23 protein-coding genes are annotated in these 25,178 nt (G+C 66.6%); 9 read left to right on the plus strand and 14 right to left on the minus strand.

The features are described 5' to 3' along the window. The coding region (locus tag TL10_RS19440) for a DUF222 domain-containing protein (protein WP_043986925.1) at positions 1-607 on the minus strand (607 nt) is incomplete at its 3' end. A 110-nt stretch (positions 608-717) separates the two neighbouring features. Here TL10_RS19440 and TL10_RS19445 point away from each other — a divergent pair. Beyond that, a complete protein-coding gene (locus TL10_RS19445) occupies positions 718-1,941 on the plus strand; it encodes an MFS transporter (RefSeq protein WP_043986926.1) in 1,224 nt (407 codons plus the stop codon). Positions 1,942-2,097: 156 nt separating this feature from the next. Next, positions 2,098-3,531, plus strand: coding sequence for a glyceraldehyde-3-phosphate dehydrogenase (locus TL10_RS19450; protein WP_043396523.1), 1,434 nt, complete (start codon positions 2,098-2,100; stop codon positions 3,529-3,531). A gap of 97 nt (positions 3,532-3,628) precedes the next feature. Here TL10_RS19450 and TL10_RS19455 read toward each other — a convergent pair whose 3' ends face one another. Further along, the gene (locus TL10_RS19455) at positions 3,629-4,303 is read right to left on the minus strand and encodes a TetR/AcrR family transcriptional regulator C-terminal domain-containing protein (protein WP_043986927.1); all 675 of its coding nucleotides are present in this window, start codon (positions 4,301-4,303) and stop codon (positions 3,629-3,631) included. 99 nt (positions 4,304-4,402) lie between these two features. Between TL10_RS19455 and TL10_RS19460 the strand changes: the two genes are divergently transcribed. From TL10_RS19460 to TL10_RS19470, 3 genes are all read left to right on the plus strand, one after another. Beyond that, the gene (locus TL10_RS19460; RefSeq protein WP_043986928.1) at positions 4,403-5,416 is read left to right on the plus strand and encodes an NADP-dependent oxidoreductase; all 1,014 of its coding nucleotides are present in this window, start codon (positions 4,403-4,405) and stop codon (positions 5,414-5,416) included. A gap of 4 nt (positions 5,417-5,420) precedes the next feature. Continuing rightward, positions 5,421-6,539 (plus strand): Rv3169 family protein, encoded by a 1,119-nt coding sequence (locus TL10_RS19465; RefSeq protein WP_043396255.1) that lies wholly within the window; start codon positions 5,421-5,423, stop codon positions 6,537-6,539. Between the two features lie 112 nt (positions 6,540-6,651). Beyond that, on the plus strand, positions 6,652-8,982 hold the full coding sequence (locus TL10_RS19470) for an arylsulfatase (protein WP_043396525.1): 2,331 nt from the start codon (positions 6,652-6,654) through the stop codon (positions 8,980-8,982). 4 nt (positions 8,983-8,986) lie between these two features. Here TL10_RS19470 and TL10_RS19475 read toward each other — a convergent pair whose 3' ends face one another. The 8 genes from TL10_RS19475 to TL10_RS19510 form a co-directional block, all read right to left on the minus strand. Continuing rightward, positions 8,987-10,039 carry an LLM class flavin-dependent oxidoreductase gene (locus TL10_RS19475; RefSeq protein ID WP_043396258.1) on the minus strand — a complete coding sequence of 351 codons (1,053 nt, stop codon included), beginning with the start codon at positions 10,037-10,039 and terminating at the stop codon, positions 8,987-8,989. Next, a complete protein-coding gene (locus TL10_RS19480; RefSeq protein ID WP_043396260.1) occupies positions 10,039-10,545 on the minus strand; it encodes an SRPBCC family protein in 507 nt (168 codons plus the stop codon). The genes TL10_RS19475 and TL10_RS19480 overlap by 1 nt, the downstream gene beginning before the upstream one ends. A 4-nt stretch (positions 10,546-10,549) precedes the next feature. Further along, the gene (locus TL10_RS19485) at positions 10,550-11,179 is read right to left on the minus strand and encodes a TetR/AcrR family transcriptional regulator (RefSeq protein WP_051954899.1); all 630 of its coding nucleotides are present in this window, start codon (positions 11,177-11,179) and stop codon (positions 10,550-10,552) included. Between the two features lie 228 nt (positions 11,180-11,407). Then, positions 11,408-13,210 carry a fatty acyl-AMP ligase gene (locus tag TL10_RS19490; protein ID WP_043396263.1) on the minus strand — a complete coding sequence of 601 codons (1,803 nt, stop codon included), beginning with the start codon at positions 13,208-13,210 and terminating at the stop codon, positions 11,408-11,410. Between the two features lie 116 nt (positions 13,211-13,326). Continuing rightward, positions 13,327-14,451: an LLM class flavin-dependent oxidoreductase gene (locus tag TL10_RS19495; protein WP_043396265.1), complete on the minus strand. Its 1,125-nt coding sequence runs from the start codon at positions 14,449-14,451 to the stop codon at positions 13,327-13,329. A 3-nt stretch (positions 14,452-14,454) separates the two neighbouring features. Beyond that, positions 14,455-15,843, minus strand: a complete 1,389-nt coding sequence (locus tag TL10_RS19500; protein ID WP_043986929.1) for an NtaA/DmoA family FMN-dependent monooxygenase — start codon at positions 15,841-15,843, stop codon at positions 14,455-14,457. Between the two features lie 34 nt (positions 15,844-15,877). Then, a complete protein-coding gene (locus TL10_RS19505; protein WP_043396272.1) occupies positions 15,878-17,050 on the minus strand; it encodes an LLM class flavin-dependent oxidoreductase in 1,173 nt (390 codons plus the stop codon). 442 nt (positions 17,051-17,492) lie between these two features. After that, on the minus strand, positions 17,493-19,253 hold the full coding sequence (locus tag TL10_RS19510; RefSeq protein ID WP_043396530.1) for an N-acyl-D-amino-acid deacylase family protein: 1,761 nt from the start codon (positions 19,251-19,253) through the stop codon (positions 17,493-17,495). A gap of 138 nt (positions 19,254-19,391) precedes the next feature. Here TL10_RS19510 and TL10_RS19515 point away from each other — a divergent pair, with 138 nt between their 5' ends. Beyond that, positions 19,392-20,027, plus strand: a complete 636-nt coding sequence (locus tag TL10_RS19515; RefSeq protein ID WP_043986944.1) for a TetR/AcrR family transcriptional regulator — start codon at positions 19,392-19,394, stop codon at positions 20,025-20,027. Between the two features lie 10 nt (positions 20,028-20,037). Here the strand turns inward: TL10_RS19515 and TL10_RS19520 are convergent, their stop codons facing one another. Together TL10_RS19520 and TL10_RS19525 are read right to left on the minus strand one after the other, a co-directional pair. Continuing rightward, positions 20,038-20,898, minus strand: a complete 861-nt coding sequence (locus tag TL10_RS19520) for an SDR family NAD(P)-dependent oxidoreductase (protein ID WP_043396277.1) — start codon at positions 20,896-20,898, stop codon at positions 20,038-20,040. A gap of 63 nt (positions 20,899-20,961) precedes the next feature. Next, positions 20,962-21,585 carry a hypothetical protein gene (locus TL10_RS19525; RefSeq protein ID WP_131630770.1) on the minus strand — a complete coding sequence of 208 codons (624 nt, stop codon included), beginning with the start codon at positions 21,583-21,585 and terminating at the stop codon, positions 20,962-20,964. On the opposite strand from TL10_RS19525, the gene TL10_RS30995 reads away from it, so the two are divergent. Then, positions 21,579-21,845, plus strand: coding sequence for a hypothetical protein (locus TL10_RS30995; protein WP_131630771.1), 267 nt, complete (start codon positions 21,579-21,581; stop codon positions 21,843-21,845). The genes TL10_RS19525 and TL10_RS30995 overlap by 7 nt on opposite strands. 43 nt (positions 21,846-21,888) lie before the next feature. On the opposite strand, the gene TL10_RS19535 is transcribed toward TL10_RS30995, so the two are convergent. Further along, the gene (locus TL10_RS19535; RefSeq protein WP_043396283.1) at positions 21,889-23,046 is read right to left on the minus strand and encodes an acyl-CoA dehydrogenase family protein; all 1,158 of its coding nucleotides are present in this window, start codon (positions 23,044-23,046) and stop codon (positions 21,889-21,891) included. Between the two features lie 86 nt (positions 23,047-23,132). Between TL10_RS19535 and TL10_RS19540 the strand changes: the two genes are divergently transcribed. Both TL10_RS19540 and TL10_RS19545 read left to right on the plus strand, forming a co-directional pair. Next, on the plus strand, positions 23,133-23,762 hold the full coding sequence (locus tag TL10_RS19540; RefSeq protein WP_043396286.1) for a TetR/AcrR family transcriptional regulator: 630 nt from the start codon (positions 23,133-23,135) through the stop codon (positions 23,760-23,762). Between the two features lie 99 nt (positions 23,763-23,861). Further along, positions 23,862-24,743 carry a DUF559 domain-containing protein gene (locus tag TL10_RS19545; protein ID WP_043396288.1) on the plus strand — a complete coding sequence of 294 codons (882 nt, stop codon included), beginning with the start codon at positions 23,862-23,864 and terminating at the stop codon, positions 24,741-24,743. A 27-nt stretch (positions 24,744-24,770) separates the two neighbouring features. On the opposite strand, the gene TL10_RS19550 is transcribed toward TL10_RS19545, so the two are convergent. After that, positions 24,771-25,157, minus strand: coding sequence for a hypothetical protein (locus tag TL10_RS19550; protein ID WP_043396291.1), 387 nt, complete (start codon positions 25,155-25,157; stop codon positions 24,771-24,773). Between the last annotated feature and the right edge of the window lie 21 nt (positions 25,158-25,178).

Below are 25,178 nucleotides of genomic sequence, written 5' to 3' on the forward strand. Positions count from 1 at the left end.
GTTCGGCATCAGTCGCGAGCAGGGCACCCCAGATGGAGGCGACCCCGGTGTCGTCATCGGGTTTGCCGACCCCGACCCCACGGCGACGCGCGGCGGACCGCACTTTGAGGACCGCGGCCGGGTCGAACTTGTGCACCCAGCCGTCGATCTTCTTCTCGATCTTCTTGCGCGACAGGCCCGCCCATTCCGACAGCGCCCCGGCCAGCGCGGCATCGATCACCGCCATCAGGTTCGGGTCCTCAACCAGACGGGTGCGCCAACAGATCGTGCCCACCGTCCGCGCCGACACTCCACCAGCGGCGAATACCGCGGCCACCCGCGGTAGCCGGTACCGCAACGCGATCGCCATCGACAGCTGGCCCGATGCTTCCTTCGGGCCAATCCCCAGCGCGGCACCGACCTCCGCGCAGGCCGCGTCCCAGCCATCGCAGGCCCACCACTGCCGATCACCCTGATTGTCGACCCGCAGCTCCACCAGATCCGCGATCGCCACGAACCGGCCGGACGCGGCCACCGCTTCCACTCGCGCAAAATGCGCCATGGCATCGACCGTCGAGGCATCGTGCGCGAGGACTCCCGTGCCACCGATACCGCAATGATCGAACATGCGTTCGAGTCTACCGGAGGGGTCTGACACGCGCCACAGTTCTGCATCAGGACATCGGTGACAGTTCGGGTTGCCTTGGTGGCCGCCGGACCCCCGTGCACAATCGACCAGTGACCGGCCGACCGCTCAAGCCCTGGCATTTCGTCCTCGTCTTCGGCGTGGTGAGCCTGCTCGCGGACATGGTGTACGAGGGCGCCCGCAGCATCATCGGTCCCTACCTGGCCACCCTCGGCGCGTCGGCCGCCATTGTCGGATTGGTCGCCGGCGCAGGGGAATTCATCGGCTATGGACTACGGGTTGTCGCCGGCTACGCCGTGTCACGCACGCAGCACTACTGGGCCTGGACCATCACCGGCTACGCACTGACGGTGCTGAGCGTCCCGTTGATCGGCGTCACGGGCTCGCTCGTGCCGGCACTGCTGTTGTACGGAACGGAGCGCCTCGGCAAGGCAGTGCGCTCACCGGCGAAGGACACCCTGCTCTCGCATGCGTCGACAAGCACCGGTCGGGGCAGCGCGTTCGGCGTGCACCAGGCCCTCGACCAGACCGGCGCGATCGCCGGGCCGCTGCTGCTGGCGGCGGTGCTCAGCGCCCATGCCGGCGACTATCGGCTGGCGTTCGGGGTACTCATCGTCCCCGGTGTGCTGGTGCTGGCCCTGCTCGGCTGGCTCCGGTTGCGCGTTCCCGACCCCCGTGACTACGAACCGGTGCACGCGGAGCCCACGGCTACGGACGCCACGTCCCGCGACACCGCAGCGGCCCAGCCCGCCGGCGCCAAGTCAGCGCTGCCGGTCCAGTTCTGGCAGTACGTCGTCGCCATCGGCCTGCTCTCCTGCGGCGTCGCGTCATTCCCGCTACTGGCCTTCCACGCCCAGCGCACCGGGCTGCTCACCGACGCCCAGGTACCGATCCTGTTCGCGGTCGCGATGGCCGTCGACGGCGCTTCGGGCCTGGTGATGGGCCGGGTCTATGACAAGCGCGGACCGGTCACCCTGCTCGCCGTTCCCATCGCCGCCGCATTTTCCGCGATCGCTTTCACCGGCGACCGCACCCTGGTCTGGGCCGGCGTCGCGGTCTGGGGCGTCGTCAACGGGGTGCTCGATTCGACGGTCAAGTCGGTGGTCACCGAGCTCGTCCCGGCGAACCTGCGGGCCATCGCGTTCGGCTGGCTGGCCCTGCTGCGCGGTGTCGCGCTGCTCATCGCGGGCGGCGTGCTCGGCACCGTCTACGACATCTCCCCCGCGTACACCATCGCGCTCATCGTGGTGGCGAACATTGCGGCGCTCGCCGGACTGGTCCCGGTCCTCCGCCGGATTCAGCCCGCCATTCACTGAGCGCCCAGCGTGGCGGCGTAGATAAGCCCTGTTCGGGCAGCTGTCAACCCCTACGTGCCCTGCCAGCGGGAGCAACCTGCAGAGCCGGAAATGCCGATCGCTAACATGAATGCGCTGCTCAGCGCGATCGGCCAAGCGACCCGTAGGACAGATGAGTTGAATACACCAGAACTTGCCAATTGGAACACCCAGGAAGCCCTGGCGGAGGCGATGATTCCGATCGTCGGCACTCTGCACCGCACGCGCGGCGTCACCGTCCTGCTGCACAGCCGGTCACTGGTGAACAAGTCGGTCATCAGCATCCTGCGTACGCATCGCTTCGCCCGGCAGATCGCCGGCGAAGAGCTGTCGGTGGTCGAGACCTTCCCGTTCCTGGAGGCTCTGGCGAACCTGGACCTTGGTCCGGCCAAGATCGACCTCGGCCTGCTGGTGCACGCGTACCGCGCCGACGAACGCGGCCTCTCGGTCGCCGACTTCGTCGCCGACTCGCTTTCCGCGGTCACCGGTGACAACAAGGGTGAGCCGCAGTGCCCGCGCGACGTGGTGCTTTACGGCTTCGGCCGGATCGGTCGCCTCGTGGCGCGGCTGCTCGTCGAGAAGGCCGGTGGCGGCAACGGCCTGAACCTGCGGGCCGTCGTGGTCCGCAGCGGTGGCGCCGACGACCTCAAGAAGCGCGCATCCCTGCTGCGCCGCGACTCGGTACACGGGCACTTCAACGGCACCATCAAGGTCGACAAGGAGAACAACCTCCTCATCGCCAATGGCAACGTCATCAAGTTCATCTACGCCAACGACCCGTCCGAGGTCGACTACACCGAGCACGGCATCAACGACGCCATCCTCATCGACAACACCGGCAAGTGGCGCGACCGCGCGGGCCTGGAGCAGCACCTGCGTCCGGGCATCTCGAAGGTCGTCCTGACCGCACCGGGCAAGGGCGACGTGCCGAACATCGTGCACGGCGTGAACCACCTCGGCCAGGACGTCAGCCAGCAGATCTTCTCGTGCGCGTCGTGTACCACCAACGCGATCGTGCCGCCGCTCAAGGCGATGGACGAGAAGTTCGGCATCATCCGCGGCCACGTCGAGACGGTCCACTCGTTCACCAACGACCAGAACCTGCTGGACAACTACCACAAGGCCGACCGTCGTGGCCGTTCGGCGCCGCTGAACCTGACGATCACCGAGACCGGTGCCGCCTCGGCCGTCGCCAAGGCCCTGCCCGAGCTCAAGGCCAAGATCACGGGTAACTCGATCCGCGTCCCCACCCCTGACGTGTCGATCGCGATCCTGAGCCTGCAGCTCAAAAAGGAGACGACGAAGGAGGAGGTGCTCACGCACCTGCGCGAGACGTCGCTGTCGGGTCCGCTGAGCCGCAACCTCGACTACACCGCCGCGACCGACGCCGTGTCGAGCGATTTCATCGGTTCGCGTGCCGCATCGATCATCGACGCGAACGCCGCCATCGTCGATGGCGACCAGGCGATCCTGTACTGCTGGTACGACAACGAGTTCGGTTACTCGTGCCAGGTGGTCCGCGTCGTGCAGTTCCTGTCAGGTATCGAATACCCGACGTACCCGCGCAGCTGATCCAACTTCCGCCGAAACGGCATTCCGGCAGGCAAGTTCTCGAAACTTGTTCTGCTGGTATGCCGTTTCGGCGTTTGTGGTCGGTGTGGCGTTGCGGTCAGGGTTCCGCTGGCAGGCCGTAGTGGGCCGCGATCCCGCCCAGCAACAACGTCATTCGATGTTGGAACGCCTCGTCGCCGAACGGATCGTCGCCGGATGTCGCGATGGCACGCAACGTCGCGTACTCCGAGGGCGGGCGCGCGTCGGTGAGTTCGAGGATCCGGGCCAGCCACGGCTGCCCACCCTCGGCGTAGAGATACTCCCGATGGGCCTCGGTGACGCTGCCGACCGCCATCGTGCTCACCGACGCCCACACCGCGAGGGCGTCGCTCGGCGACAAGCCTTGCGCGGCAAGCGCTTCGACCGCCTCCGCGGTGTACTCCATCTCGACGTCGTGGCCGACGGCCCCGCTGACGAACTTCTCCACCAGCGCTGGCTCCGACGCCAGCACGGTCCGGATGTAGGACGCGTAGTCGCGTAGCCACGTCGCCCAGTGCCCGCCGGTGTAGCGCGGCGGCGGCGAGTTCGTCAGGGCACTGGCGGTGGCCAGCCGCAGCAGGTCGTGCTGGTTCTTCACGTGATGGTAGAGCCCGGGCAGGCTGACACCGAGATGCTCGGCGACCCGACGCATGGTGGCGTTCTCGGTGCCGATCTCCAAAACCGCTGCGGCAATGGCGCTCTGGTCGATGCGCGGCGGCCTCCCGCGGCGGGGTGCTGCGTTGGGCACGCTCATCCGACCCTCCTGGCGACCACTTTCACATTCGGGGTTGACGATAACCGAGGCGACTTTTAATAATCAATATGAAAAATCGCTTCCCATAGAAACGACACGATGAACCGAGATAACCGTCAAGTCCTGCTGCGCCGCCGTCCCAATGGGCTGGTCTCCCCCGACGACACCGAGATGGTGACGGCGCCCGCTCCGGTCCCCGCGGAGGGCGAGGCGTTGCTGCGGACGAGGTATGTCGGCATCGACGCCGCCGCCCGGACCTGGCTGGACGGCGAACCCGGTTACCTCCCGGCGCTGGAACTCGGCCAGGTGGTGCGCGTGGCCGGTATCGGCGAGGTCGTCGAATCACGCTGTGCCGCATACAAAGTTGGCGGCCTGGTGACCACACTGACCGGGCTGCAGGACTACGCGATCATCCGCGACGATCTGTTCAGCACGCCGGTGGTCGGGTACACCGACCCCCTCGCGGTGATGTCGATCTACGGGCCCACCGGCGCGACCGCCTACTTCGGCATGACGGGCGTCGGAAAACCCCAGCCCGGCGAGACGGTCGTGGTGTCCGCCGCGGCCGGCGCCACCGGCTCGGTGGCCGGCCAGATCGCCAAGATCGCCGGCGCTCGCGTCGTCGGCATCGCAGGCGGTCCGGAGAAGTGCCGCGTCGTGGTCGAGGAGTTCGGCTTCGACGCCTGCGTCGACTACAAGGCCGACGACTTCCCCGCCGCTTTGAAGGCGGCCTGCCCGGGCGGGATCAACGTCTACTTCGACAACGTCGGCGGCGACATCCTCAATGCCGCGCTGGGCAACCTTGCCCACCGGGCTCGCGTGGTCATGTGCGGGATCATCACCACGTACCTCAACGGTGATCACCCCGGTCCGTCCAACTACGTGAACCTGCTCGCCACGGCCTCGACGATGCAGGGCTTCATCGCGCTCGAAGAGTGGGCACGCTTCGACGAGGCCTTCGCCGCGCTGAGCGGCTGGGAGCAGCAGGGCCTGCTGGTGCATCGCGAAACCGTCTACGACGGACTGGAATCCAGCATCGACGCACTCAACGGTCTGTTCACCGGAGCCAACATCGGCAAGATGCTGGTGAAGATCAGCGAGCCGGGGAGCTGACACCGTGCTGACTCCCTTCGACGACTATCCGATCCACGCCTCGGCCGACCCGGTGGGCGTGCCGGCCAGTGGCGACCCCAACCACTACGACCGCTACTGGTTCAACGGCCACCAGCGCGATGGCGACTTCTACTTCGGTGCGGCCATGGGGTTCTACCCCGTTCGCGGAATCATCGACGCCGCCTTCAGCGTGGTGAAAGACGGTGTCGAGCATTCGATCTTCGGGTCGGGCGCGATGCCGTTGGACCGGTCGGCGACCGTCGGCCCCTTCCGCATCGAGGTGCTCGAGCCGCTGCGCACCATCCGCTACGTCGTCGACTCCAACGAGCACAACATCTCCTGCGACCTGACTTTCCGTGCCACCACAGTGGCCGTGGAGGAGCCACGTCAGCAGCGACGCACCGCCGAAGGCATCGTGCTGACCGACCACACCAGGCTCACCCAGTGGGGGTCGTGGGAAGGGACGATCACGGTCGACGGCGAGGACCTGGCGGTCGCGGCTGGTGACGTCCCGGGGACGCGGGATCGCTCGTGGGGAATCCGGCCGGTCGGCGAGCAGCTGCCGATGGTGCGACAGCCCATGCCATTCCAGGTCTTCTGGCTCTGGGCGCCACTGCATTTCGAGGATCGGTTCACCCACTACGCGTTCCACGAGCACGAAGACGGGCGACGATGGCTCGAGACCGCCGAAATTCTGGATCCGCTGCCGGCCGGTGCCGCACCGTGGAGCCGGGTCGGGGTACGCGAGTGCTACGACATCGGCTACGAACTCGACTGGGAGCCCGGGCGACGCGAGATCCGGCGTGCCCATCTGTGGTTCACCGACCCCATCGAGGGTGAGACCCACATCGAGCTGGAGAAGCTCTACACGTTCCGGATGCGTGGCATCGGCTACTGGCACCCGCACTGGGGACACGGCTCCAACCATGGGCAGTACGAAATCGGCCGGGAATCAATCCGTTTGGACGATTTCGACCCGACCGACTTCACGTCGCTGCATCTGCAGAACGTCGTGAAGGCCACCATGGGCGCGCGCACCGGGATCGGCGTCGTCGAACAGATCGCCATCGGCCCGCACACGCCGTCCGGGCTGACCGGTTTCCTGGACGGCTACCGGGGCTGAGTTTCCCGGCGCTCACCACGCCCCGCTGACGTGACCGTCAGTGACATGCGGCACAGTGGACGGCACGATCGGGGAAATCCGCTTGCGGTCATTCGCAGAAAGAGGGGTCGAGTTGTCTGACACAGGTGTCGTCGCGCCGGTGCTGCCCGGCGGTGGTGTGTTGCCGTTCCCACCGGTTCCGTCCGCCAGCATCGCGGGCCGGACGCTGCAGGAGTCGACGTACCAACCGCGCGCCGTCCCCAAGCACCTGCACGACGACTCCCCCAACATCGTCATCGTCCTCGTCGACGATGCCGGTCCGGGCCTGCCATCGACGTTCGGCGGCGAGGTGACCACCTCGACACTGGACCGGGTGTGCGCTGAAGGCGTTTCCTACAACAGATTTCACACCACCGCGATGTGCTCGCCGACCCGGGCCTCGCTGCTGACCGGCCGCAACCACCACGAGATCGGCAACGGACAGATCGCCGAACTCGCCAATGACTGGGACGGGTACGCGGGCAAGATTCCGCGGTCCAGCGCCACCGTCGCGGAAGTGCTCAAGCAGTACGGCTACGCGACGTCGGCTTTCGGCAAGTGGCACAACACCCCGGCCGAGGAGACCACCGCCGCTGGTCCGTTCGAAAACTGGCCCACCGGTTTGGGTTTCGAGTACTTCTACGGGTTCCTCGCCGGTGAGGCGTCGCAGTACGAGCCCAACCTGGTCCGCAACACCACCGTCGTCGCCCCGCCGAAGACTGCCGAAGAGGGCTACCACCTGTCCGAAGATCTGGCGGACGACGCGATTTCGTGGCTGCGGCGACACAAGGCGTTCAACGCCGACAAGCCGTTCTTCATGTACTGGGCCAGCGGCTGCCTGCACGGCCCGCACCACATCATGAAGGACTGGGCAGACAAGTACGCGGGCAAGTTCGACGACGGCTGGGATGCCTACCGGCAGCGAGTATTCGAGCGGGCGAAGGACAAGGGCTGGATCCCCGCCGACTGCGAACTCACCGAGCGCGACGAGCAGCTGCCCGCCTGGGATGACATCCCCGAGGACGAGAAGCCGTTCCAGCGGCGCCTGATGGAGGTCGCCGCCGGGTACGCCGAGCACGTCGACGTTCAGGTCGGCCGGATCACCGACGAACTCGAAGCGCTGGGCTACGCCGACAACACGCTGTTCCTGTACATCTGGGGCGACAACGGTTCCTCGGGCGAAGGCCAGAACGGCACCATCTCGGAATTGCTGGCGCAGAACGGAATTCCGACGACCGTCCGTCAGCACATCGACGCCCTCGACGAGCTCGGCGGGCTGGACGTCCTCGGTTCTCCGCTGGTCGACAACCAGTACCACGCGGGCTGGGCATGGGCCGGGTCCACGCCGTACAAGGGCATGAAGTTGATGGCCTCGCACCTGGGCGGCACCCGCAATCCGCTCGCGGTGCGGTGGCCGGCGAAGGTGGCGGCCGATCCGACGCCGCGCCCGCATTTCCTGCATTGCAATGACGTCGTGCCGACCATCTACCAGGTGGTCGGGATCGAACCACCGCGCACCGTGTCCGGGGAGGCGCAGATGCCGCTGGCGGGTGCGGGTTTCGCGCAGACGCTGGTTGATCGGGATGCCCAGGGCGGCAAGAAGACTCAGTACTTCGAGATCATGGGCAGCCGGGGCATCTACCACGACGGGTGGTTCGCCGGCGCGGTCGGACCGCGGCTGCCGTGGATCCCCGGCCTCCCGCCCGGCATGGCAACCTGGACCCCCGACCAGGACGTGTGGGAGCTGTACCACCTGGACCAGGACTGGACGCAAGCCAACGATCTCGCGGCGCAGATGCCTGAGAAGCTGGCCCAGATGCGCGAGATGTTCGCGATCGAGGCGGCGAAGAACGCGGTGCTGCCGATCGGTGGCGGCCTGTGGGTGCCGGTGTATCACCCCGAGCTGCGGATCGCGCCGCCGTTCAGGGAGTGGAAGTTCTCCGGCGACATGATCCGGATGCCGGAATTCTGCGCGCCCGGGCTGGGCAACAAGAACAACGTGGTGACCATCGACGCGGATATCCCGGAGGACGCGTCCGGCGTGCTGTACGCCCTTGGCAGTGGCGCGGGCGGGTTGACGTGCTACTTCGAGAACGGCCAGGTGCGCTACGAGTACAACCTGTTCATCCTGCAGAAGACGAAGATCCAATCGGATGGCGTGATCGCGCCGGGGCGGCACACCATTACCGTGACGACCCAGTACGCCGAGCCACGTGCGGGCGGCCCGCTGGACATCGTCATCGCGGTCGACGGTGACACAGTGGCCTCGGGCCAGGTTCCGATCAGTGCCCCGCTGCTGTTCACCGCGAACGACTGCCTCGACATCGGCACCTGCCTCGGCTCGCCGGTGTCAATGGACTACCGCGAACGCGCACCCTTCCCGTTCGAAGGCCACATCCACGGCGTCCACGTCGCCTACACGTGACGGGTTACCGGTTGATCGAATGCACCAGGTCGATCGCCGCGCCGAGAGTGGTGAATCGTTCCTCGATGGTGTCGCCCGCCGGGTAGATGCGGACGGTGTCGACGCCGGCGTCGCACCAGACTTGCAGACGATCGCGCACCATGTCCGCGGTGCCGATCAGGGTGGTCGCGAGGATCATGTCGTCGGTGATCAACGCCGCCGCACCGTCGCGGTCCCCGGCCTGCCAGCGTTCCCGAACCGCCGCGGCGACGTCAGCCCAGCCCTGGCGGCTGTACGCCTGGTTGTAGAAATTGGTTGAGGCCGAACCCATTCCACCGAGGCTGAACGCCAGTTCGGACTTCCGCGCGTCGATCATCGTTTTCAGCTGCGCTTCGTCGCGTGCGAAGGACACCTCGGCGCCCTGGCAGATGTCCAAGTCGGCGCGGGTCCGGCCAGAGCGACCGAGTCCGTCGTCGAGATGGGCGAAGTAGGCGTCGTCTGCGCCCTCCGGCACGAAGCTGGTGCCGAGCCAGCCGTCGGCGACCTCGCCGGTCAGGCGCAGCATGGCGGGCGTGAGACTGGCTATGTACAGCGGTATTTCGTGCTCCGCCCGCATCGACAAGCGCATCGGCTTGACGTCGCCACCGGGCATCGGGATCTGGAACTGCTTGCCGGTGTACGTGATCCGATCGCCCGCGATGGCTTGCCGGATGATGTCGATGGTTTCCCGCATCCGGCCCAGCGGCTTGGCGAACGGCACGCCGTGCAAACCTTCCATCACTTGCGGTCCCGAGGCGCCAAGACCCAGCAAGAAGCGTCCGCCCGACAGGTTCGACAACGTGACCGCCGCCTGGGCGATGGCCACCGGGGTACGAGTGCCGAGCTGAATAATGCCCGAGCCCAACAACATCCGGTCGGTGCACGCGGCGTAGTAACCCAACGCCGACGGCGCGTCGGATCCCCAGGCCTCGGCCACCCAGCAGATGTCGAGGCCCATCTTCTCGGCTTCGGAGACGAAAATCCTTTGGTGGTCCCAGGTTCCGAGGCTGGCGGCCTCGATGGTTGTCGCCGCGCGCATCAGCTTTCAGCCCGTCGCTTGATGTGCTCCAGTGCGCACTGCATACCGGACTCGAATTCGCGGAGCCGGTTGAACACGATCTTCTGTTCCTTGTCGGGCATCCGGGCGATCGCCAGAGACAAGCCCGACGGCGCGGGTCCCAGCTGAGCCCATTGCGCGAGCCGGGTTCCGGTGCCCTCGGGGCTCAGGCTCAGCCGCCAGGTCGCGGTCGGGTTCTCGGCATCTCCGATGGCCCAAGCCATCACATGTTGTGGTTCGTACTCGACAATCTCGGATTCCGTCGACCATTCACCGAGTGCGGGGTGGCTGTTGTAGCCGACGAATCGGGCGCCGGCACGAGGTCCGTCGCAGCCGTCGAGCCACTCGACTCGCTGCAGCTCCGGGCTGCACTCGGGCATCACCGTGATGTCGGATGCCAGTTCCCATACCCGTGCCACGGGCGCGTCGATCCACGTCGAAACCTCGACGGTCGGGGCGTCGGCATACACCGCACCGGTCCATTCCACGATTTCAACTTCCCTTCCGTGCAGTCCGTTTGGCTGGGCGCCTCACGGTTTCGGCCGCAGGTTCTGCGGCGAAAAGTGTCCGGGCCGCCAACAGGACCTTCAGTTCGGTGTTGACGTCCTCGAGTGGCCGCAGGCTCGACGTGGCCCGGCACATGGTGATCGCACCTTCAATCGCGCCGAGAGACGTGGTGGCGAGCCGTCGCGCGACCGCGGTGTCGAGGCCATCCGCCGTCAGACAATCGGTGACCAACTCGTGCCAGGTGCGGAAAATCTGATTGGCGTGCTGTGCCAGTGCCGAGTCCGGCTGGGCGCTGACGGCGATGGACACCACCGGGCACCCGACGGCGAAATTGTTCTGGCGCAGTAGTTTTCGCCAGAAGGCTGTGACTGCATCGACGACGGCGGCGGGTCCGTTGTCCGCGGCATTGGAGATGAGCCGGGAGATCGCATCACCGCTGAGCTGCGCGGCCTCGTCGATGATCTGGGCACGCCCGCTCGGAAAATGATGATAGATCGACCCCCGGGGTGCCCCGCTCCGGCTGAGCACATCGTCGAGCGTGACACCGTCGACGCCGCGCTCGCGCAACAGCTCGACGGCGGCAAGCACCATCGACTGACGGGTATCGGTCGGCATGGGCAGCTCCTGGCGGGCGGATCATTCGGTCCGAATTATGATCCGAATCATAACCAGGAGTCAATGGCGCCCAACAATCCGCACATGATCGCTCCACCTGAGGACGATTACCCGCTTGACTATGAGTCCCCTCATAGCGGGTCGGATGGCAGTAAGCGCGAGCAGACGTAAAACTGTCGAATCACGTCCAGAAACGACAGTTTTGCGTCTGCTCGCGGGAGAACCGGCCTAGAGCGTCCCGTCCAGATACGCGGCGCGGCAGGCGCGGCGGGCCAATTTCCCGCTGGTGGTGCGCGGGATACCGCCCGCGGGCAGCAACCGGACGTCGGCGACGGTCACTGCGTGGCGCTCGGCCACCAGCGCGCGAATCGCGTCGATCGCCGGCTGCGGATCACTGCGGGCCGTGCCTGATGCGCGCTCGGCGATGATCACGAGCTGGTCGCCACCATCGACGGGCACGGTGAACGCGGCCACGTACCCCCGCCGCACCAGAGCTGACGCGTCAGCAGCGGTGGCCTCGAGGTCATGCGGATAGTGATTTTGCCCGTCGATCGTGATGATGTCGGCCAGCCGCCCGGTCACGTACAACTCGCCGTCGAGATAGAAGCCCAGATCGCCTGTGCGCATCCAGCATCCGTCGACATCGGCGCCGTCAGCGTGACTGTCCTTCGGTAGGACGCACCGAAGCCGAGCCTGGAATACCTCACGCGTCTCGTCCGGCAGACCCCAGTAGCCGCGGCCGATGTTGTTGCCCTGCAACCAGATCTCGCCGACTCGCCCGTCGGGCTGCTCGGTTCCGGTGGCCGGGTCCACCATCACCGTCCACAGGCTGCTGGCCGTCTGCCCACAGGAGACCTGCGCGACCGCGCCCGGTGCATCCTCGGACACCGCCACGGCGAAGCCCGCCGCGAGCTGGTCGCGGTCGAAGTACCGCACCGTCGCCTCCGCGTCAGGTGCGATGTTGGAGACGAAAAGTGTTGCCTCGGCGATGCCGTAGGACGGCTTGATCGCTGTCTTCGGCAGCCCGTACGGTTCGAACGCCGCGTTGAACGTTTTGATGGCGTCGATGCTGACCGGCTCCGAACCGACGATCATCACCACGTTGGCCAGGTCGATGTCGTCGCCGGGGCCCGGCGCACCACGATGCGCCGACCACTCGTAGGCGAAATTCGGTGCGGCGGTGACCACCCGGCCGACCTTCGACCCGTCGGACAACGCCTGGATCCACCGCAGCGGCCGACGGATGAATGCGGTGGGAGACAGCAACGTTGAGTGTCCGCCGTACACGGTAGGAAAGCCGATCATGGACAGACCCATATCGTGATACAGCGGCAGCCAGCTGACGCCGTGGGTGTTGCGGTCCAGCATGTCGATGGACAGGATCATCTGAATCAGATTGGTGCCCACGGCTTTGTGCGTGATCTCGACGCCGACCGGCGGTCGGGTTGCGCCCGAGGTGTACTGCAGGTGAGAGACGTCGTCGATGTCGATGTGGACGGGATCGAACGCGACGCCTTCGTCGTCCGGCACCTCACCGACGGCGACGACCGTCGGACTGCCCAAATCCGGGTGGGCGGACAGGAATTCGGTGACGGCGGACCGCGCCGACGCCGTCGTCAGGATCGCAGCTGGTCGCGCGTCGTGCAGCGCCGTGTCCAAACGTTCGGCATGCCCCGGTAATTCGGGCGCGAACAGCGGCACCGCAATGGCGCCGGCCTTGATCGCCGCGAAGAACCCGGCGACGTAGTCGAGGCCCTGCGGCGCCATGATGGCAACTCGATCACCACGCGCGGCGACCGCCTGTACCCGGGCCGCGATGGCCGCCAGGCGCACCCCGAGTTCGGACCAGGTCAGTTCTGTCGTCCGCACATCGGAGCCGGAGTAATCCAGGTAACGGTAGGCCACCATGTCGGGCAGATGTGCGATGTTCCCGTCGATCAAGGCGATCAGCGTCGCGGTGGGCGGCAGCTTCACCCGCCCCGCCTCGTCGATGCAGTCCTCGATCTGGAACAGGGCGCTGCTCGATGTCATGTGTCCAGATTAGGGGGCAGATCAACCCAACGGCAGTGGCGCTCGACACTCCCAGGGGACGAGCCGCCCCGAAACCGTCGAAAATGACTGGGCCGTCCGGGTTCTGGCCAGACAGGTCACCTGCGGGACCATTCCTCGGCCAGCAGCTCATAGGACCGCACCCGGTCGTTGTGGTCGTGAGTGATGGTCGTGATGATGAGCTCGTCGGCCGCCGTGGCGTCGCGTAACCGCTCGAGCTGGTCGGCGACCTGGGCGGCCGATCCGACGAACTGGGTATCCACTCGGTCGGCGACGAGGTCGCGTTCGGCGGCGGTCCAGGCGTGTGTCCGGGCTTCGGCCGGGGCCGGAAACGGGATCGCGCCTTCAGCCGTCCGGATACTGCGCACCCACAGGCCGTAGCCGGCGGCGTGTTCCCGGGCGGTGGCCTCGTCTTCGGCGACGACGACGTCGGCCGAGACCGCGACGTAGGGCTCGGCGAGCTCGGCCGACGGCCGAAACGCGGCCCGGTAGGCGTCGGTCGCCTCCAGGACCGATGCCGGCGCGACGTGATAATTGCCGGCGAAGCGCAGCCCTCGCGTGCCGGCAACGTCGGCACTCTCACCGCCGCTGCTGCCCAGGATCCAGATCTGGAGGTCAGCACCTTCGCCCGGCACAACCCGTGCCGTCAACCCATCCGCGTTGCGGTAGCCGCCTGCGATCAACGCAAGAATGTCGTCGATCTGGTCGGTGTAGTCCTGCGATTGCGCGCCCGGCAGCTGGAGCAGCGCCCGCTGGAGTGCGAACCGCGGGGACTTCAACAGCGGTAACGGATCGAACTTCCCGGGGATCAGCAGTCCGTTTCCGCCAGTGCCATTGACCCGGGTGGCTGCCGCGGCGGGTACGGGCACCTTGGCTTCCCGCGGCTTGCCGCCGGAGCGCCCCAGGCCGAGGTCGAACCGGCCGGGATGCAGGGCGTCGAGCAGGCCGAACTCCTCCACCGTCGCCACCGCGGTCCGGTGCCCCATCTGTACCGCGCCCGAACCCAGCCGGATGGTCGAGGTCTCCGCAGCGGTCAGCGCGAGCAGCACCGCCGGCGACGTGCCGGCAATACCGGGATTGAGGTGATGTTCGGCGAACCAGTAGCGCGCATAGCCGAGCGCCTCCGCGCGCTTTGCGAGGTCGATGCTGTTGCGCAACGCCTGCGGCGCAGTCGAACCCGACGAGATGGGCACCAGATCGAGCACTGTCAGTGGAGTCGCCATGGTCTACGACGCCACCTCGGTGGACGGGTTCGTGCGGCGCGCCGGTCGCGGCAGCGGCGCCAGCCCCAGGTGGTCGCGCAACGTACTGCCCGCGTATTCGGTGCGGAACGTGCCGCGCTCCTGCAGCAGCAGCACCACCTGGTCGACAAACACATCGAGTCCGCCGGGCGTGATGTGCGGGACCAGGATGAATCCGTCACTGGCATCGGCCTGAACGAAGTCGTCGATGGTCGACGCGATCGTCTGAGCCGACCCGATGAACGACTGCCTGCCGGTGACTTCGATGATCAGCTCACGGCTGCTGAGGTTCTGCGCCTCGGCTTTGGCCCTCCACTCGGCGGCGGTCGCGAGGGGGTCGCGGAACATGCGCACGCTGGCCCGACCGCGGGCGATGGTGTTCTCCCCCACGACCGGATCCACGGTGGGCAGCGGGCCGTCCGGATCATGGTCGGAAAGGTCCCGGTTCCAGAGCTGTTCGAGAAATTTGATCGCGGTCTGTGGAGAGACCTGGGCAAGCCGGACCTCGTGCGCGATGTCGGCCGCCTCCTGGTCCGTGTCGCCGATTACGAAGGTGGCGGCCGGCAGGATCAGCAACTCGTCATGACGGCGCCCGTACCGAGCCAGCCTGCCTTTGACATCGGTGTAGAACGCCTGGCCTGCCTCCAGCGTGCTGTGCCTGGAGAAGATCGCATCGGCAGCCGATGCCGCGAACTCCCGGCCCTCGTCTGAATCGCCTGCCTGGAAGATCACCGGCCGGCCCTGGGGGCTGCGTGGCACGTTGAACCGGCCGTGGATGTCGAAGTGACTGTCCGTGTGATCGAAGGCCCCGGCGTCGGGATCGGACAAGAACACGCCGGCAGCCTTGTCTGCCACGATCTCGCCACCGCGCCACGAGTCGACGAGCTCGAGCGCCGTCGCCAGGAACGTCTTGGCCCGCTCGTAACGCTGGTCCTCGGCGAGGAAGCCGCCACGGCGAAAGTTCTCCCCCGTGAACGCATCCCACGATGTCACGACATTCCAGGCGGCACGGCCTGCGGACAGGTGGTCCAGCGAGGCGAATTGGCGGGCTACCTCGTAGGGCTCGTTGAATGTCGAATTGATGGTGCCGGTCAACCCGATTCGCTCCGTCACCGCAGCCAGCGCCGCCAGCACGGTGAAGGTGTCCGGACGGCCCACCACGTCGAGGTCGTAGATGAGTCCGTTCTGTTCCCGCAGCCGCAGCCCTTCGGCCAGAAACAGGAAATCGAATTTCCCGCGCTCAGCGGTCTCGGCGAAATGTATGAACGAGCTGAACTCGATGTGGCTGCCGGCGGCCGGGTCGCTCCACACGGTGGTGTTGTTCACCCCGGGGAAGTGCGCGGCCAGGTGAGTTTGCTTGACTGGCTTGCTCATTGGCTGATCCTCGGATTCTGCGTGTTTCAGTGGTTCAGGCGAGCGCATAGCGGTTGGCGGGACGCGGCAGGCCGAGCAACCCGCGGAGCGTGTTCGCTTCGTACTCGCCGCGGAACAGCGCCCGTCGGCGCAGTTCGGGCACGAGCTGCTCGGTGATCTGGCGCAGGTCGTGGGGCAGCGTCGCCGGCCGCAGCCGGAAGCCCGTCAACCCAGCGGCGTGCCATTCCTGCAGCAGGTCGGCCAAGTGAGCCGCGGTACCGACGAAAATTCGCGCGTCACTGCGATATTCGGATCCGGCGAGGTCATCGAGCCGACGCCGACGGGCCTGGGCCGCCAACTCGCTGTCGTCGAGAAAGACCACCAGGTCGCCGAAGATGTGCAGCTTCTCGGAACCCCGGCCCACAGCCTGTTGTAGGGCACGGATCTCACCGACGATGTCTGCCGCATCCTCGGCGTCACGCGGGGTCACGAACCCGATGTCTGCGCTGCCGGCGATCAACTCGTAGGAGGCGCCGCCGTGGCCCAGGGCCGCGACGATCGGCTGGCCCTGCGGCGGGCGCGGCGTGATCGACGGGCCCTTGACCGAAAACCAGCGGCCTTCGAAGTCGATGTAGTGCAGCTTGTCCCGGTCGACGAATCGTCCCGTGGCGGCGTCGCGGATCTCCGCGTCGTCCTCCCAGCTGTCCCAGAGGCGACGCAACACTTCGACGTAATCGGCTGTCTCGGTGAAGTATTCACGGATCTGTCGTTCGACTGCCGGTTCACGCCGCCCGAAATGGGCGGCCACATCTCGGCGGCCCGCGATCTGCACACGAACGCCGGCCCGCCCGGCGCTCACGTAGTCCAGCGTGGCGATGGACTTCGACACATGAAAAGGCTCGGTATGGGTGACCACCGTCGTCGGCACCAGCCCGATCCGCTGAGTACGAGGTGCGACGCGGGCGGCGATGAGCACGGCGTCCAACCGGCCGCGGACCCGATCGGTTCGATCGTCGGGCTCGAACGGATCGTCGGACTGCACCGCAAGCGAGTCTTCGATGGTCACCAGATCCACTGAGCCGCGTTCTGCCTCGACGGCCAGATCGGTCCAGTACCCGGCACCGAACAGGTCTGCGGGTCGCGCGTCGGCTTCCCGCCACGCGGCCGGGTGCCATCCGGCGCCGTCCAAAGCCACTGCCAGATGGAATCGGTTCGACGAATCGGGCATCACGCGACCTGCTTTCCTGACGGGATACGACCACTTTGCCGAGCCGCGCGCAGATCGCGGCAGCTGCGACACCGTCAGCGCCAGGGAAAGGGAATAATCGCGCTACCGGCGGGCAGGTTCGGTCCGACGCGCATCGACCGATCGCACCACCACACCCAGAGTCGCGCGGGCCGGGTCGCCGACGACACCCCCGACGCCGCGGTACATAGGGGCCGTACCGTCAAAACAGCTGCAGGTCAGCAACTTTGACGCCATCGCCCCAGCACTGGCGTGCGCCCGTTGCGCGACTCAGCAGAATTCGGGGGCCCACATCGCGGAGTCGACCAGAGAATCTGCGCCGCAGCTTTCAGCGCTTGCCATCCGACGCCATCGCCGAATGGAGACACCGCAGCCCCCTGAAATCATCGCGATTGCAAACCCGCCGCCGGGCCGCCGCATCGACCTAGCGGATGCCGCGGACCAGCCGGCCCGGACGGGCGCCGGTATCGATGCCGTGACGGCGGGTGACGGTGCCGCTGACGATCGTCGCGTCGTAGCCACTTGCGCCCTGCACCAAGCGTTTTCCACCGGCGGGCAGGTCATGCACCATTTTGGGTGCGTGCAACGTCAGCGCATCGAGGTCGATGACGTTGATGTCGGCCTTCTTGCCCACGCTGATCACACCGCGGTCGGACATGCCGTAGAGCTGGGCGGTGTCGTGCGACTGCTTCCGGATGACGTACTCCAACGGCAGCTTCTCGCCACGGTGACGGTCCCGGGCCCAGTGCGTGAGCAGGAACGTCGGGTACGAGGCGTCACAGATCATGCTGCAGTGCGCGCCGCCGTCAGAGAGCCCCAGCACCCCGGCCGGGTGCGTGAGCATCTCGCGGATGGCGTCATGGTTGCCGTCCGAGTAGTTGAACATCGGGTACATGAGCATGGCCCCGGCGTTGGCCTCGAGCATCAGGTCGTACATCGCGGCGAGTGGATCCATGCCGCGCCGCTGCGCGATGGCCGCGACGGTGCGCTCGACGGTCGGCTCGTAGTCCGGCGGTTCACCGATGTCGTACAAGCGATTTGCCGCATTCTGCGCCAGCATGAACATGCCGTCGAACAGCTTTGTGGGGTCGATCGGCAGGTCGTCCTCCGCCAGGATCGCGGCCCGCACCGCGGGCTCTGCCAGCTTCTCGGCGAGCTCTTCGCGCGTGCATTCGGCGGCCAGCCGGCGGTAGGTCGGGCGGTGCGTGAATGCGTGATGGCCAGGGAAACCCAGCAGCATGCCGAACGGCCGCGCCGCCACCTGGGGGAACAACCGGCTGCCCGCCTGATGCGCCGCGGCCGACAGGTCGAGCTGCTCACGCCACAGATTCGGATCGGCGTCGACCTGGATGAGCGCAAAGCTCAACGCACAGTCGATCTCCTCGCCGAGGCGGCGCATCCAGTCGAGTTCCTTGCGCGGCGCGATGATGTCCTCGCCGGCAGCGCCCTGCGGCGCCAGCTCGAAGACCGCTGCCCCGCCGGCCGCGGTGGCCCGGCCCAGGGCGAACAGCTCGTCCTCGGCGGCGAACGTGCCCGGCACCGGTTCGCCGTCCATGGCGCGGTGTGCCAGCGTGCGCGACGACGAAAAGCCCAGTGCCCCAACCTCGATCGCTTCCTGGACCAGTTTCGCCATGGCCTTGATGTCGTCGGCGTTGGCGGGTTCGTTGCGGGCGCCGCGCTCCCCCATGGCGTACGCCCGGACCGCACCGTGGGCGATCTGGGTACCCATGTCGACCGAGAGTTCACGCCGGCCGACGACATCGAGGTATTCGCCGAAAGTCTCCCAGCCCCAGGTGATGCCCTCGGTGAGGGCGGTGCCGGGAATGTCCTCGACGCCTTCCATCAGCCGGATCAGCCATTCCTCCTGGCCGGGACGCACCGGCGCGAAGCCGACGCCACAGTTGCCCGCGACCACCGTCGTCACCCCGTGGTTGCTCGACGGTTCCAGCACGCTGTCCCAGCTGACCTGGCCGTCGTAGTGGGTGTGGATGTCCACGAACCCCGGAGCGACGATCTTGCCGCCGGCATCGATGGTCTCGGCCGAATCACCGGACAGCACAGGGTCATTCGGACCGCGCCGATGAACCTCGACGATCTTGCCGTCCTTGATCGCGACATCAGCGGTGAACCGGTCGGCGCCGGTGCCGTCGACAACAGTGCCACCGGTGATCTTCAGATCGAACACATCTGCTCCCTCGTTGCCACCCGCGACCATCAGTCAGCGGCAGTACTGTAACAGTGTTACACCGTGATGAGACGTAGATCTAGCGACTGGTCGCGATTGGGTGTGATTAGGTGTTCGGCATACCGGAAGCAGGTGGTCATGGCGCAGGCATCCCAGCGTGGGTCCGACGGCACGTCGAAAACTGTTGACGCTCAACTGATCCTCGATACCGCCGCGGCATTGCTGGAACGCGATGGCGTCTCCGGATTTTCCATGCGGAGCCTTTCCGAGCATCTCGGTGTCGCCGTCACATCCATCTACTGGCACGTCGGTGGACGGGACAAACTGTTCGACCACCTGATCGACCGGCTGATCGACGTGATGGCCAGCCTGCCCGCCGTCGGCGACAACCCGAAAGACCGCATCACCGCCCTGGCCCGCGCGCAGCGCACCGCGCTCATCGAACGCCAGCACCTGATGGCGATCGCGCACGAACGCGACCGCACACCGTCACTGTTCCAGCCAGTGCAACAGACCCTCGCCGCCGAACTGGCCGCGCTGGGGATCACCGGAAATCAGGCGGCCCTGGCCTTGCGGTCCATCGAGGTGCACGTGATTTCGTCTGCGCTGATGCAGTTTTCGGCCATCCGCAGCGGTGAGCACGACGAGGAAGACGCGTCACTGTGGGGCGACGACTGGCCCGATCAGAAGCTTGTCGAGGCCTTGCGCTCGCCCACCGACTACGACGCGGTTTTCGAGTACGGCCTGGCCGCACTCCTGGCGTCCCTGGTGTGAGCCGGCGAGCTCAGTTGGCGGCGAACCGGCGGTTGCGCAGCTTGGGCACCGCCTGCTCGCTGAGCACGCGGGCGCGTTCGGTCATGGCGCCGGCAATGGCCTCGGGGTGCGTGGTCAGGTAGAAGCCACCCGCCGCCGACTGGTCGAAGATGACCTCGGCGGCGGTGAGCGGATCCATGGCGGAGAGCTGGTGCATGGCGGTGCGCTCAGACGCTGAGGCTGTGGCGGCGTCGTCATCCGCCGTGCTCTCGACGCCACCGGCGGCGGTGAAGATGTTCGACTGAACCGGGCCCGGCAAGACCGCCTGTACACAGACGTGGTTGTCGTGGCCGGCCAGTTCGATCTCGACTCGCAGGCATTCGGTCAGCGCCAGCACGGCGTGCTTGCTGACGATGTACGGCGCCTGCAGCTGGACCGTCGACACGCCGCCGACGGACGACATGTTCCATACCCACGACGGTTCGCCCGACGCCAACATGGCGGGCAGGAAGGCCCGCACGCCATGGAAGACGCCGCTGACGTTGATGTCCATGACGCGCTCCCAGTTGGCGACCGGGGTATCCCACAGGTAGCCGAACTGTTCGATGCCGGCGTTGTTCACCAACAGGCGCACCGGGCCGATGTCGCTGTTGACCCGGTCGGCCAGGGCCTGCACGGCCTCGGCGTCCCGGACGTCGCACACCGCGTCCACGGCGGTCGCGCCGGCCGCGGTCAGCTCGTCACGCAGCGCGGCGACCGCATCGGCATTCACGTCGGCCAGCACGGTCGTCATACCCAGTTGGGCCGCGTACCGGGCCAAGCCGGCCCCGATCCCCGAGCCGGCCCCCGTGATGACCGCAACCCCACCACTGAACAGTTCCTGTGCACCCATGGCCGAAGTAAATCGCAGGGCGGGGGCTCGGGCAGGCAGAAAGTCCGATCAGTGGAATGCCGGTCAGACCGGCTGCACCGCGACTTCGGCCTTCGGCGCCGCGCGCAGCACGCATCGGGCATAGCCGATCCAGCTCACCACACAGGCCACAAAGGCGATGGTGATCATCGGGTAGACCGCCTGACCGAGAACCACTGCGACAGAATCACTTCCGGCCAAGCGCCGGTCGACCGCGCCGCCCGTCATCAACGGCAGCAGGCTGACGACGAAGCAGGCGATGGCCGCGGCCAACGCGGTGCCGAACATCGCGCGCACGGCGGCAGCGATCATCTTGCCGGCCGCGAGCAGGATCAGCACCGCGAAGGGCAGCGGCCGCAGCTCGGCGCCGAGGTGCCCGCTGATGTCCCAGATCCCCCAGCCGCTCATGGCGCCGCGGCCATGGTCGTTGTGCGCGGTGTACCACGGCAGCACAGCCGCGACCACGATCATCGCGAAGGCGATGACCCCCATCGCCCAGCGCGTCAATACGTTCTCGATGCTCAACTCCCGGTAAATGTGGGCTGCATCAGTGTCAGCATGGCCATCGCCAAACTGATGAGCAGACACAGACTCAACACGATCATCGCACCAACCAGCAGCCAGCGGCCCATTCGTCGGCGAATGCGCGTCAATTTTGCGTTGTGGCATTCCTCGACATAACCGACGGCAACCATCGCGAAGGCGACGTCGATGTGTTCGTCCCCGACAGTGGCCGCGCCCGCCGCGATCTCCTGCAGGCGTCCGGGCTCGATCTGCACTCCGGCGACGGCGAATCGCCGACTCAGCCGGCGCGCCTGCGCCCGCGTGAGCGGGTGGTCGCACACGTGCACGTGGTGTCGCGGGGCTGCCACTTACGTCGTTCCTTCGATCCGGGCACCCGCCCGAATGCCGAAGGCGCCCAAGAGTGAAGTTACTCCGGCGGGCGCCTTCGCACACTGCGACAGCAGGAATTTACAGACCCATGTCCTTGGCGATGATCATCTTCATGACCTCACTGGTGCCGCCGTAGATGCGGCCGACGCGATTGTCGGCGTACAGCCGGGCGATCGGGTACTCGTTGATGTAGCCGTAGCCGCCGTGCAGCTGCAGGCAGCGGTCGATCACGCGGGCCGCTGCGTCGGTGCAGAACAGCTTGGCCTTGGCAGCGTCGGCGGCGGACAGCTCGTCGAGGTCGTGGGCCTCCATGGCGCGGTCGACGACGGCTTCCATCGCGTCGACGTCGGCCTGGCAGGCGGCGAGCTCGAACTTGGTGTTCTGGAACGAGGAGACCGGCTTACCGAAAACGGTGCGGTCCTTGGTGTACTGCACGGCGAACCGGACGGCGGCCTTGGCCTGCGCGTAGGCACTGACGGCGATGCCGAGCCGCTCACGGGGCAGGTTCTGACCGAGGTAGTTGAAGCCCTGGTTGGCCTCGCCGAGGATGTCCTCGACCGGGACCTTGACGTCGGTGAAGTTCAGCTCGGCGGTGTCCGAGCAGCGCAGGCCCAGCTTGTCGAGCTTGCGGCCGACCGAGTAGCCCTCCAGCTTGGTGTCGACCACCAGCAGCGAGATGCCGAAGCGACGGTCGTCTTCCTTGGGAGCGGAGGTACGGGCGCAGACGATCACGCGGTCGGCGTGCACGCCACCGGTGATGAAGGTCTTCGAGCCGTTGAGGACGTAGTGGGTGCCGTCCTCGGAAAGCTTTGCGGTGGTGCGCATTCCGGCCAGGTCGGAGCCGGTGCCGGGTTCGGTCATCGCGATCGCGAACATGATCTCGCCGCTGAGCATGCCGGGGAACCAGCGCTTCTTCTGCTCTTCGTTACCGATGTCGCGGATGTAGGGCAGACACAGGCCGACGTGCACGCTGGAGCCACCGAACGACACCGCGGCACGCGCCAGTTCCTCGGTGAGGATCGCCTGGAACTTGTACGAGGTCAGGCCCTCGCCGCCGTACTCCTCCGGGATTTCCGCGCCGAAGATGCCGAGTTCGCCGAGCTTGTAGTAAAAGTCGCGCGGCACCAGGCCCTTCTCGAACCACTCGTCGTAGACCGGGCTCACCTCGGACTCAACGAAGGACCGGATCATCGACCGGTAATCCTCGTGCTCTTCGCTGTAGACCTCGCGTTTCACAGACATCTCCTCAAAAGTGGTGAACAGTGTTAGCTTGTTGCTGTCACAATAAGCTAACAACGTTCGCTAATTCAAGGGAGACGCAGATGGGCAGGCCCCGCGTACCACTGCTCAACCGCGAACTCATCCGTGACACCGCGCTGGAACTGATCGATCGCGACGGCCTCGCGGAGATGTCGATGCGCAAGCTGGCTGCCGAACTGGGCGTCCAGGCGTCGTCGCTGTACAAGCACTACCCCACCAAAGACGACGTGCTCGACGCCGTCGCTAGCCAGGTGGCGAGAGAAATCGACACGTCGGGGTTCGACCGCGGCGACGATTGGCAGGACGCGCTGACGGCGTGGGCCCGCTCGCACCGCGCGGCCCTGGCCGCCCACCCGAATCTCGTGCCCTACCTGGCGACCGGGCCGGGCCGTCGCGACGTGAGTCTGCGGATCGCCGATGCCGTGCACGGCGGCCTGGTCGGGGCCGGCTGGCCGCCCCGCGAAGCCACGCTCATCGGCGCCGCGACCCGCTCACTGGTCCTCGGCTCGACCGTCGGCTCGTTCTCCCGCGGTTTCACCGACGACGTGCAGGTCTACCGCGACCGCTACCCGCACATGGGCCAGGCACACCTACTGCGCGGCAAGGCCGACCAGATCGACGCAGCGGGTTTCGAACTGGCCCTGACGTCGTTCATCGACGGTTTGGCAATCCGCTTCGCCGCCCTCCAGTGATTTCGGCGTGATTTGTAGCGTTCGCCGCTACAAATCACGCCGAAATCGCTCGCGGATCTTGGGTGGAACCAGCCGGCGGCCCGGCGCGTCCATAAACATGTGGATCACGACGTTCTCGACGGCTATTTGCGAGCCCACGACGGCGTCATCACGCTGGCTCAAGCGTCCACGGCCGGGCTCGACCGCCACGCGGTCGAGCGGAGGGTGAAGACCGGCCGCTGGCTGCGGTGTTCGCCCGGTGTCTTCTTCGTCGACGACCGGCCGCTCACCGATGCGGCCCGGATCCGTATTGCCGTATGGGGTTACGGACCACAAGCGACCGCGAGCGGCCTGGCAGCCGCCTGGTGGCACGAGCTCTGCAAGTACTCACCAGACATCGTCGAAGTCACGGTGCCACGCAACAGCAACGGCCGAGGACGCACGGGTACCCGGGTACGGCGTCGAGACCTACATCCGGCCGACATCGTTGACCGCAATGGCATGCGAGTCACCGCGTTGCCACTGACAGTGGTCGAGGCTGCAGTGCGGCGCGGCGGTGGCGTGCGGCTGATGGACACTGCTCTGCAGCGTCACGTCGCATTGCAGCCGTTGTGGGACGCACATTTACGCAACAAAGGTCGCCATGGTTCGCCGGCATCGCGCCGACTCCTTGTGGCCGCTGCCGACGGAGCGCGATCCGCGGCCGAACGATTGTTGGTCCAGCTGTTGCGCGACAACAAGATCACCGGCTGGCAGGCCAACCATCCGGTCGCCGGATACAAGGTCGATGCCCTATTCCGCCGCGAACGAATCGCCATCGAGACCGATGGCTTCGCATTTCACAGCAGTGCGGCCGATTTTCAGAACGATCGTGAACGGCAGAACAAGATCGCGCTGGCCGGCTATCAGGTGCTGCGGTTCACCTGGCTCGACCTGACCGAGTATCCCGACAGGGTCCTCGCGGAAATCTGCTGCGCCCTGCGACTTCGGCGTGATTTGTAGCGGCGAACGCTACAAATCACGCCGAAATCACTTGTCTTGCGGCTTGGCGCCGCCGCTGAAGGGGTTCAGCCTCGACACCCCCGGGATGTTCGACAGCAGCCGGAACACCTCATTGCCGGTATTCACCAGCGCCTCGAGTTGCGGCAGCAGGGCGTCGAGCGTGCGGAACATGGGGTCGGCCATGGCCATGAACCGCTCGGTGCGGTCGATCGTGGTGTTGAGCCGCTCGGTGGCCACCGCCAGGTTCTCGATGAGATCGGGCACCTGGGCGGCCAGTTGGACGGAGGCCGGCGGGATGCGCAAAGCACCGCTGGCCACCGCCTGCGTCATCTCGACGGCGGACTGGGCGGCATCAACCGCGGACTGGGCTGCGGCCTTCAGGTCGCTGGGCTTCGGAATCATTTGACCGGCCATACAGTTAACTGTGCCGCACCC

It is taken from the genome of Mycolicibacterium llatzerense, assembly GCF_000878195.1.
Taxonomy (GTDB): domain Bacteria; phylum Actinomycetota; class Actinomycetes; order Mycobacteriales; family Mycobacteriaceae; genus Mycobacterium; species Mycobacterium llatzerense.

Coding starts and splice junctions, on each gene's coding strand:
- TL10_RS19455 (WP_043986927.1), bottom strand. CDS start 4,303: ATGAGCGTGCCCAACGCAGCACCCCGCCGCGGGAGGCCGCCGCGCATC.
- TL10_RS19460 (WP_043986928.1), top strand. CDS start 4,403: ATGAACCGAGATAACCGTCAAGTCCTGCTGCGCCGCCGTCCCAATGGG.
- TL10_RS19475 (WP_043396258.1), bottom strand. CDS start 10,039: ATGCGCGCGGCGACAACCATCGAGGCCGCCAGCCTCGGAACCTGGGAC.
- TL10_RS19485 (WP_051954899.1), bottom strand. CDS start 11,179: ATGCCGACCGATACCCGTCAGTCGATGGTGCTTGCCGCCGTCGAGCTG.
- TL10_RS19490 (WP_043396263.1), bottom strand. CDS start 13,210: ATGACATCGAGCAGCGCCCTGTTCCAGATCGAGGACTGCATCGACGAG.
- TL10_RS19495 (WP_043396265.1), bottom strand. CDS start 14,451: ATGGCGACTCCACTGACAGTGCTCGATCTGGTGCCCATCTCGTCGGGT.
- TL10_RS19500 (WP_043986929.1), bottom strand. CDS start 15,843: ATGAGCAAGCCAGTCAAGCAAACTCACCTGGCCGCGCACTTCCCCGGG.
- TL10_RS19505 (WP_043396272.1), bottom strand. CDS start 17,050: ATGCCCGATTCGTCGAACCGATTCCATCTGGCAGTGGCTTTGGACGGC.
- TL10_RS19515 (WP_043986944.1), top strand. CDS start 19,392: ATGGCGCAGGCATCCCAGCGTGGGTCCGACGGCACGTCGAAAACTGTT.
- TL10_RS19520 (WP_043396277.1), bottom strand. CDS start 20,898: ATGGGTGCACAGGAACTGTTCAGTGGTGGGGTTGCGGTCATCACGGGG.
- TL10_RS19525 (WP_131630770.1), bottom strand. CDS start 21,585: ATGCCACAACGCAAAATTGACGCGCATTCGCCGACGAATGGGCCGCTG.
- TL10_RS19540 (WP_043396286.1), top strand. CDS start 23,133: ATGGGCAGGCCCCGCGTACCACTGCTCAACCGCGAACTCATCCGTGAC.
- TL10_RS19550 (WP_043396291.1), bottom strand. CDS start 25,157: ATGGCCGGTCAAATGATTCCGAAGCCCAGCGACCTGAAGGCCGCAGCC.